Annotated in this window: 2 protein-coding genes and 1 pseudogene; all 3 read left to right on the top strand. The window is 52.4% G+C overall.

Annotation, left to right across the window (positions count from 1 at the left end):
- Positions 1–351, top strand: a pseudogene (locus tag PPL9_RS33420) (DNA polymerase III subunit delta'); the annotation flags it as partial.
- 74 nt (positions 352–425) lie between these two features.
- Positions 426–1,979 (top strand): methionine--tRNA ligase, encoded by a 1,554-nt coding sequence (gene metG / locus PPL9_RS17440; protein ID WP_057463895.1) that lies wholly within the window; start codon positions 426–428, stop codon positions 1,977–1,979.
- A 145-nt stretch (positions 1,980–2,124) separates the two neighbouring features.
- The coding region (locus PPL9_RS17435; RefSeq protein ID WP_057463894.1) for a TatD family hydrolase at positions 2,125–2,748 on the top strand (624 nt) is incomplete at its 3' end.

The raw sequence follows: 2,748 nt of genomic DNA, 5'->3' as shown, positions 1-2,748 counted from the left end.
CGTCAGGCCGCATTGGCAGCAAACGGCGGAGCGTTGCAAATCGCGCAGGAGTTTACCGGCTTGGTTGAGACAATCGCCAATCTAGATATGATCCGCGCGCACAGCTTTGCAGATAAAGTTTCGGGGCGTGGTGCAGAAGACGCATGGAACACATTTTTGGAGCTGACCCGCACGTTCTTGAGCAATCAACTGCGTAAAGATGCAAGCACAAAGCCGGATGCGCTTGTCAGGTGGGCTGACTTGTGGGAAAAGGTGGGCCGCGCTGCCTCAACAGCAGAAGCTTTAAACCTCGATCGCAAGCAAGTTGTGTTGTCTTTCCTCGTTGACCTGCGGAAAGCAAGCACGAGCTGACCTACGTCTTTTTGGGCCACAAACCCAAAGAACTTTCCAGATTTAGATCCCGGATCAAAAGATCGCTTTAGGATATGACAGAAAAATCGCCTTTCTATATTACAACAGCAATTTCCTACCCAAATGGTGAGCCGCATATCGGCCATGCCTACGAGGCAATTGCAACTGACGTGCTGGCCCGCTTCCAGAAACTGGATGGCCGAGAAGTACACTTCCTGACGGGTACCGACGTACACGGTCAGAAGATGCTTCAGACCGCCGTCAAGGAAGGCATGTCACCTTCAGATCTTGCAGATAAGAACTCCAAGCATTTCCGCGAAATGGTGGAAATGCTGGGCTGCTCTAATGACGATTTCATTCAGACCAACGAAGAGCGTCACTATAAATCCTGTCAGGCAATCTGGCAGAAAATGGCAGATGCTGGCGATATCTACAAAGACAGCTACGCCGGTTGGTACTCTGTACGCGACGAAGCCTACTATCAGGAAGGCGAGACCGAAGTTCGCGAAGACGGTGTTCGTTATGGTCCGCAAGGCACTCCTGTCGAGTGGGTCGAAGAAGAAAGCTACTTCTTCCGTCTCTCAGCTTATGAAGACAAGCTGATCGAGCTGTATGAGAAGAACCCGGACTTTATTGGTCCAAATGCACGCCGCAACGAAGTCATGAGCTTCGTAAAAGGTGGCCTGAAAGACTTGTCCATCTCCCGCACCACCTTTGACTGGGGCATCCCGGTGCCGGGTGATGAAAAGCACGTTATGTACGTTTGGGTCGACGCGCTGACCAACTACATCACTGCGCTTGGTTATCCTGATATGGACGGCGACATGGCCAAGTTCTGGCCTGCCAACGCACATATCATCGGCAAAGACATTATCCGCTTCCACGCGGTGTACTGGCCTGCGTTCCTCATGTCCGCTGGTGTTCCACTGCCAGAGCGCGTGTTTGCCCATGGCTTCCTGTTCAACTCTGGTGAGAAGATGTCCAAGTCTCTGGGCAACGTCATCGCACCGCGTGATCTGGTAGAAACCTACGGCCTCGACCAAATTCGCTACTTCTTCCTGCGTGAAGTTCCATTCGGTCAGGATGGCAACTACAACCACGAAGCAATGGTGAACCGCATCAACGCAGACCTTGCCAATGACATTGGCAACCTTGCACAGCGTTCGCTCTCCATGATCTTCAAGAACTGCGAGGGCAAACTGCCGGTTCCAGGCGAATTCTCTGCTGACGACAAGGCGATCTTGCAACAAGCTGATGAGATGCTGGAAAAATGCCGCGGCTTCATGGCAAAGCAGGAAATCCACCATGCACTGGCGTGCATCTGGTCAACCGTTGGTGAAGCAAACCGCTACTTTGCCTCTCAGGAGCCTTGGGCGCTGAAGAAGACTGACCCTGAGCGCATGAGCACAGTTCTTTACACCACTGCTGAGATCATCCGCCAGGTTGGCATTCTCGCACAACCAGTGATGCCAGGCTCTGCATCCAAACTGCTGGACCTGCTGGTGCTGAATGAAGACGAGCGCTCCTTCGCACTGCTAGGTGAAGCTGGTCGCTTGCAAGGTGGTCGTGATCTGCCGAAGCCACAAGGCGTGTTCCCACGCTATGTTGAGCAGGAAACTGCAGAATAAAGCGCAAGATTATGTAGCTTAAAGGGGAGGCGCGTATGCCTCCCTTTTTTATGAGGGAAATGCGCCCGCATTTTCCGCTGAGATAAAACAAGAGGTCTACCGGACCTATTGACAGAATCGCGCTGGAGGCGCTTTTGCTGTGACCATGTTAGTTGATAGTCATTGTCATCTGGATTTTCCGGATTTCGCAGAAGAACGCGACCAGATCATCGAGCGCGCCCACGAGGCTGGCGTCAAGCTGATGGTCACCATCTGTACTCGCGTCCGCAAGTTCGAGCAGATTAAAGAAATCGCTGAGGCCTATGACAGCGTATACTGCTCCGTCGGAACCCATCCGCACCAAGCGGGTGAGGAAACCGACGTCACCACGGAAGAACTGGTGGAGATTGCTAAGCATCCCAAAGTGGTGGCAATCGGAGAAGCCGGACTAGATTATTTTTACGACAACGCATCTCCGGAAGATCAGGAAAAGGTCCTGCGCACGCATATTGCAGCAGCACGCGAAACCCAGCTGCCGCTAGTTATACATAGCCGAGATGCCGATGAAGACATGATGCGCATTTTGGAAGAAGAGATGAAGGCTGGCAGCTTCCCAGCACTTCTTCATTGCTTTTCCTCTGGCAAAGAGTTGGCAATGAAGGGTCTGGAGCTCGGCCTTTATGTCTCCTTCTCCGGCATTTTGACTTTTAAGCGCTCCACCGAACTGCGCGAGATCGCAGCAGAACTTCCAATGGATCGCCTTCTTGTTGAAACAGATGCCCCGTATCTT

Source organism: Pseudovibrio sp. POLY-S9, from assembly GCF_001431305.1.
Lineage (GTDB): Bacteria > Pseudomonadota > Alphaproteobacteria > Rhizobiales > Stappiaceae > Pseudovibrio.
Note: the sequence above shows the minus strand (reverse complement) of the source record. Positions and strands in the feature narration are given on the sequence as shown.

Bases quoted from the DNA above. Each gene is read 5' to 3' on its own strand.
- metG (WP_057463895.1), top strand. From the start codon at position 426: ATGACAGAAAAATCGCCTTTCTATATTACAACAGCAATTTCCTACCCA.